General features: G+C 54.5%; 7 protein-coding genes and 1 pseudogene. 4 read left to right on the forward strand and 4 right to left on the reverse strand.

The window, feature by feature from the left end; translation table 11 throughout:
* Window positions 1–243 precede the first annotated feature (243 nt).
* Complete coding sequence (locus tag A3SI_RS15825; protein ID WP_009057479.1) at window positions 244–876, reverse strand: histidine phosphatase family protein; 633 nt, start codon at window positions 874–876, stop codon at window positions 244–246.
* A 51-nt stretch (window positions 877–927) separates the two neighbouring features.
* Here A3SI_RS15825 and A3SI_RS23380 point away from each other — a divergent pair, with 51 nt between their 5' ends.
* Genes A3SI_RS23380 through menD form a run of 4 tightly spaced genes read left to right on the forward strand, consistent with a single transcriptional unit; the run spans window position 928 to window position 4,224 of the window.
* On the forward strand, window positions 928–1,143 hold the full coding sequence (locus A3SI_RS23380; RefSeq protein WP_009057480.1) for a hotdog fold thioesterase: 216 nt from the start codon (window positions 928–930) through the stop codon (window positions 1,141–1,143).
* Entirely contained in the window at window positions 1,143–1,349 is a 207-nt protein-coding gene (locus A3SI_RS23385; RefSeq protein WP_009057482.1) for a hotdog fold thioesterase, read from the forward strand. Before A3SI_RS23380 ends, A3SI_RS23385 begins: the two co-directional genes overlap by 1 nt.
* 1 nt (window position 1,350) lies before the next feature.
* Window positions 1,351–2,589 carry a chorismate-binding protein gene (locus A3SI_RS15835; protein WP_009057484.1) on the forward strand — a complete coding sequence of 413 codons (1,239 nt, stop codon included), beginning with the start codon at window positions 1,351–1,353 and terminating at the stop codon, window positions 2,587–2,589.
* 21 nt (window positions 2,590–2,610) lie between these two features.
* Window positions 2,611–4,224, forward strand: coding sequence for a 2-succinyl-5-enolpyruvyl-6-hydroxy-3-cyclohexene-1-carboxylic-acid synthase (gene menD / locus A3SI_RS15840; RefSeq protein WP_009057486.1), 1,614 nt, complete (start codon window positions 2,611–2,613; stop codon window positions 4,222–4,224).
* A gap of 305 nt (window positions 4,225–4,529) precedes the next feature.
* Here the strand turns inward: menD and A3SI_RS17870 are convergent, their stop codons facing one another.
* The 3 genes and pseudogenes from A3SI_RS17870 to A3SI_RS19420 all read right to left on the reverse strand — a co-directional run.
* The gene (locus A3SI_RS17870; RefSeq protein WP_009057488.1) at window positions 4,530–4,982 is read right to left on the reverse strand and encodes a hypothetical protein; all 453 of its coding nucleotides are present in this window, start codon (window positions 4,980–4,982) and stop codon (window positions 4,530–4,532) included.
* A gap of 68 nt (window positions 4,983–5,050) precedes the next feature.
* A complete protein-coding gene (locus tag A3SI_RS17875) occupies window positions 5,051–5,341 on the reverse strand; it encodes a hypothetical protein (protein ID WP_156810353.1) in 291 nt (96 codons plus the stop codon).
* Window positions 5,293–5,644: pseudogene (locus tag A3SI_RS19420) on the reverse strand (MFS transporter); the annotation flags it as partial. The pseudogene A3SI_RS19420 and the gene A3SI_RS17875, both read right to left, overlap by 49 nt.

Consider the following 5,644-nt stretch of genomic DNA (forward strand, 5'->3'; position numbering starts at 1 on the left):
TCTATGGAGCTCGGGGGTTTGGCGGTAGCGTTCGTTCGATCCGCGGGCTAAGGCCACGCGCTTAGCATAAGGTCCGCCGCTATGCGGCTCGGGATTATAGAGGCCTAATTTTTTTTCGACTTGACGGTTTTATCCAAGCTGGAAACAGAGGCGCTCTTCACAAGACAAACCTGCCGCGCCTGCGCCATTAACCATTAACCATTAACCATTAACCATCAACAATTAACCATTAACAATCAACCATTAAAAATCCCTTTCCTCCGGCCCTTGATTCGCTACTTCAACATGAAAAGGACCTTCCTCGTTCGCGCGACTTAACACGTATAGGCCGAGATTTTGGTGGGCATACTGATCCATCTCTGCTAAGGGGGTGTCACAAAGCATACTCAAGGCCATTCGAATCGCCCGCCCATGCATGCAGACCAAAATCAGGCGCTCCGCCTCCCGTTCCGGAGATAAGATCCGGGCGAAGCCTTTGCGCAGGCGCGCCACCACCTGATTCGGACTCTCCCCACCCGCGATCGCATGGTCTAAGTCGCCAGAAGCCCAGCGCGCCAGCATGTCAAAATAATACTGGTTCTGCTCAGGGGTCATCGGCAGCCCCTCATAGTCGCCCCAAGAAATTTCATTTAACTCCGCCAAAGACTCTACAGGAATGCCTAGCTCCAAGAAAGGCTCCACAGACTGCCGCGTGCGCTGAAGTGCACTCACGTAAATTTTATCAAAAGGCACTGCCTGATGCCGCTGAAAAAATGCCGCCGCCTGGGCACGACCCCGCTCATTTAAAGGAGCATCGATCCCACTGCCCTGAACCACACCACGCAAATTATAGTCCGTCTGACCATGACGGATCAAGTAAATTTTTTTACTGCTCACAATTCTGTATTTTTGAACGAAATCAAAAGTAAGGCCTTTTACCCAAAATACATGACCTTTCGCGAAGGAATCACCCTAGACCAACTGAACACCTGGGGCACGAACACCATGACCGAGCACCTCGGCATCCGCATAACCAAAATCGGAAGCGATACGCTCACGGCTACGATGCCCGTGGATCATAGAACCAAACAACCGCTCGGCTTGTTACATGGTGGGGCAAATGTGGTGCTGGCTGAAACGCTAGGCTCCGTGCAGGAAACCTGATGGTGGACCCGAAAAAACAGCATTGTGTAGGCCTCGAAATCAACGCTAACCACCTGAAATCCGTTCGATCAGGTGAAGTGACTGGCGTCTGCAGCCCCATCCATCTGGGAAAAAAGACGCAGGTCTGGGAAATTAAAATCTTTACGCCTGATGGTGAGCTCTCCTGTATCAGCAGGATCACCCTCGCGGTTATCGATAAAAAATAGTATGCAAAGTACCCTCTACGCGCAGGAAACGGCTTTAGAACAGGTCCTCGACGGCTTGATCCAAAACGCCCTTCTTCATGGAAAAGCATTTGCGCTTTGGCGACAGCCGAAGACGAGTACCCTCCATTTTCTGGCCGACGACTCTGGCGAGCTGAAGCGTGTGCAGGCGGACTTAGAGCAGCTGCCCGCAGGCTTTATCGCACACCCTTTTGCCGATCAGGCAGATGAAAAAGCGTATTTTATCGCAGCAGATGTCCATGAAACCTTCTCCTTAGAGCAGGCTACCTGTGCCTGGCCCGAACACCAAGGGGCACCGGCTGAGCCACCCAAGCAGCTACTTCCTTGGAGCCAACTAGCGCCTCTTCTCGCCCCTGTGCGCATGCAGGAGCGGGAAAAGGGGGGCTACCGCTCCCCGAAGCAGCGAGAGGAACATCAGTACAGCCATTTTATCCAGACCGTGCAGGAGGCTATCGCGGCGATTCAGCGGGGTGAGCTGCGCAAAGTGGTGCCCGCCCGAACCAAGCACGTGCCCCTCCAGGAGCATTTTAGCCCTGCAAGAGCACTTTTGGCCCTAGCCAATGCCTACCCAAATGCCTTTGTGAATTTCTTTCACCTCCCGCAAGTGGGCACCTGGATGGGGGCTTCCCCGGAGACGTTGGTGCGTACGCGGGGGGCGCAATTTTATACCATGTCCCTAGCCGGTACACAGGTGGCCTCCGTAAAAGACCCGCTAAAACATGCCGCTTGGACACAAAAGGAAATTGAAGAGCAGGCACTCGTCAGCCGCTATATTGTGGACTGCTTTAAAAAAATTCGCCTCCGCGAATATGAGGAAATCGGACCGAAAACCGTAGTGGCAGGGCATCTCCTGCACCTGCGCTCGGACTTTTTCGTGGACATGGAGGCCACTAATTTTCCGCAATTGGGCTCGGTGATGCTGCGGCTCCTGCACCCCACCTCGGCCGTTTGCGGCATGCCCCGGGAGGCAGCGCATCGCTTCTTGCGCCAGCATGAGCAGCTCGATCGCAGCCTTTTTGCCGGCTATATGGGACCTGTTCAGGTGCAGGGGATGTGCAGCATCTATGTGAATTTGCGCACCGCGCGCCTGACGCCGGAGGGTGCTCTGCTCTTCGCGGGTGCTGGCGTCACTGAGGATTCCGATCCTGAAAAAGAGTGGCGAGAAACAGAATTGAAGTGTGCCACCATCGCCCGCCACCTGCATCCCGATCCACAAGATTAAGCCCCCCAGAACGCTATCCTCATGAATTTACAGCCCATCGCTGATCTGGTCAGCCTCTGTGCCGCCAAAGGTGTGAAAGATGCCATCCTCTCCCCGGGTAGCCGCTGTGCGCCCCTGAGTCTGGCCTTTGTACGCCATCCTGATATCCACACGCGTACCCTTTCCGATGAGCGGAGCGCCGCATTTGTGGCTTTGGGCATCGCCCTGGAAACCCGCCGCCCCGTGGTGCTGGTCTGTACCTCAGGCTCCGCAGCCTATAACTATGCCCCGGCAGTGGCAGAGGCGTACTTCCAACAGCTCCCCTTACTGATTTTAACTGCCGATCGGCCTCCGGAGTGGATTGATCAGTGGGATGGGCAGACGATCCACCAGCAAAACCTCTACGGCAGCCATGTGAAGGCGGCTTTTCAGTTTCCGGACTCCTTTTCGCACCCCGACCAGCACTGGTATGGGCGCCGGCAGGTGACGGAGGCCCTGACGCTGGCGAAGGCATTTCCCCCTGGTCCTGTACATATTAACGTGCCGCTTCGGGAGCCCTTTTATCCCGATGCAGCTCACCCTTTTCATTTTCAGGCCCCTAAAGTGCCGGCCCAAAGCCTGCGTGGGCAGCTGGACCTCTGTGCGGAAGATCGGGAACGCCTGAAAGGAACCCTGCAGGACGCAAAGCGGGTTTTGATCGTCCCCGGACAGCAGTCTCCAAGCCCGGTTTTGGCGGGGCTGCTGGAGGAGATTGCGGCGAGCCGCAAAGCCCTCGTCGTGGCGGACAGCATTTCTAACATGCAAGTGCCCCATGCGCTCACGCTGCAAGACCATTTTATGGGCGAACTGCCTGCTGAGGAGGCGCCAGATCTTTTGATAACCTTTGGCAAGTCGCTCATTTCGAAGAAGTTGAAGCTCTTTCTACGTGCCGCCGCCTGTCCGCACTGGCATGTGCAAGAAGCCGGCTATGTGCCAGACACCTTTCAGGCTTTGCAGATGCATGTTCCTTGTCATCCTGCCGCCTTTTTGCGGTTCTTTTCCGCCCAGCGTTCGCCGCAGCCCGAGGAGACCTTCTCTGCTTGGCGTGCCTTAGAGGCGCATTATCTGGAAAAAATCCAGGCGGACTTCGTCCAAAGGCCCTTTGGAGAGTGGACGGCCATTCAGCGCACCCTGCAGCGCCTCCCGCGTGGAGCGAAGGTGCATGCGGCGAATAGCATGGCCGTGCGCTACGTGAACATGTGCGGGCGCATTGCAGCAGAAGTCTACTGCAATCGAGGCACCAGCGGCATCGATGGGAGTTCCAGTACAGCTGTGGGAGCGGCATTTTCAACGAAGGACACGGTGCTTTTGGTGACGGGGGATTTGGCCTTTTTTTACGATCGCAATGCCTTTTGGCACAACTACCCCATGCCGAATTTACGGATTTTGCTCCTTAACAACCATGGAGGTGAGATTTTCCGCAAGATCAAGGGGCCAAGCGAGCAGCCGGAGCTGGAAGAATATTTTGTCACCAAGCAGCGCCTGAATGCGCGGCTATTATGCGAGGAATTTGGCTTCCAGTATTTACTCGTTCACGATAAGGAGGCCTTAGAAGAGGCCTTAACGCTTTTCTTCCAACCTTCCTTTAAGCCCAAACTGATAGAGGTTTTGGTGTGAATTTAATTGTTAATTGTTAATGGTGAATTGTTAATGGCGCAGGCGCAGCAGGGTCGTCGCGTGTAGGGCGTATCTTTCATCAGCATCGATAAATCCCTCAGGGCGATAATGGACAGGAGTCTAAATCCGCTCTTATGTGGCTATAGATTTCTGTCCTATTTCCAAAAGTCGATTCTGCATGGCTCGGAAATCAACAAGACAACCTAATCCCACGCCCACGGAAATATGAGCTTCGTCGAACGGACACCACCATTAACCATCAACCATTAACCATTAACCATTAACAATTAACCATTAAAAAACGCTCACTTCCCTTTCCCTGCTCCCGGCGCCAAAACCTGCCGGCGGATGGCCTCAAACTGCTGACTGTTTTCGCTCAAGTCGATGATGGCCTCCGCGATGTCCTGCAAAGGAAGCACTGTGCGGGCATTAACACGGATGATGAAGTGCTGCAGCTGCTCCGCCGTCACACTGCTGTGCGGGATGTCGACGAAAATAACTGGCGCAGAATTGCCCTTGTAGGCCTTGGTCTTAAATAAATTCGTCAGGCTTAACTCCACGTAGGTAGGACTGCTCTTATAGGCCTTTAATAATTCTTCATTTAGCAAAATCATGAAGCGCTTGCCCTCCCCAGCGGGACGCTTACTTACCGTGCTGGTCCCGGGATCCGAAGGGCCGGATACGGCGTAGCCTTTGGCCGGAAGGCCAAAAAGCAGGAGGAATCCGAAAGCAAGTAGGGCGAAGCAACTGATTTTCATGGAGAAAAGGTACAGGGAATTTTTGACTTGTCCAAGTATCTGAAAAACGTAGGAATCGTTTTCTTGTTTTATACTTCCCGCAGTTTTCCGGCCAGAAAATAGGCTACCCCTAAAAGCAAAGCGTAAATGCCTAACATCACCGAAATCGAAAACACCGAGGCCAAAGTCCCCAAGGCAGCCGCCACTAAGGTGAAGGCGCCGATCAGCGTATTCGAAAGGGCCACATACGAGGGACGCTCCTGCTCTGGGGCGAAATCCACCAAATAGGTTTTGCGGCTCAGCCGCGCACCCCCATGGGTCATCACCAAGCTCAAAAAGAGGGCGCTAAACGTGTAGCGGTTCTGGAGGCCTCCGGCCAAAAGGGGAAGCTGAGCATCAGCAGGATGCAGGCGATGCCCAGCAGGCTGATGCTGCGAATCAGGGCCTTGGCGTTACGGTCTGCAAAGCGTCCCCAAAAGGGGCTGCTGATGATCCCGGCGATGCCCGCGGCTACCACCAAAAGGCCCAAATCCGCCACGCCACCGCCTAAGGTGTCCTTGCCCAGCAAAACGAAGAAGGGCTGAGCCAGCGGAATGGCCATCAGCAGGCCGCGTGTGAAAATAAAACGGCGTAGGTCAGCATCCTCCTGCCAAATTTCCAGGCTTGCGCGCCTCTTCCATAGG

The sequence above is a fragment of the Nitritalea halalkaliphila LW7 genome (genome assembly GCF_000265075.1).
Lineage (GTDB): Bacteria > Bacteroidota > Bacteroidia > Cytophagales > Cyclobacteriaceae > Nitritalea > Nitritalea halalkaliphila.

Coding starts and splice junctions, on each gene's coding strand:
- A3SI_RS23380 (WP_009057480.1), top strand. CDS start 928: ATGACCTTTCGCGAAGGAATCACCCTAGACCAACTGAACACCTGGGGC.
- A3SI_RS15835 (WP_009057484.1), top strand. CDS start 1,351: ATGCAAAGTACCCTCTACGCGCAGGAAACGGCTTTAGAACAGGTCCTC.
- A3SI_RS23385 (WP_009057482.1), top strand. CDS start 1,143: ATGGTGGACCCGAAAAAACAGCATTGTGTAGGCCTCGAAATCAACGCT.
- menD (WP_009057486.1), top strand. CDS start 2,611: ATGAATTTACAGCCCATCGCTGATCTGGTCAGCCTCTGTGCCGCCAAA.
- A3SI_RS17870 (WP_009057488.1), bottom strand. CDS start 4,982: ATGAAAATCAGTTGCTTCGCCCTACTTGCTTTCGGATTCCTCCTGCTT.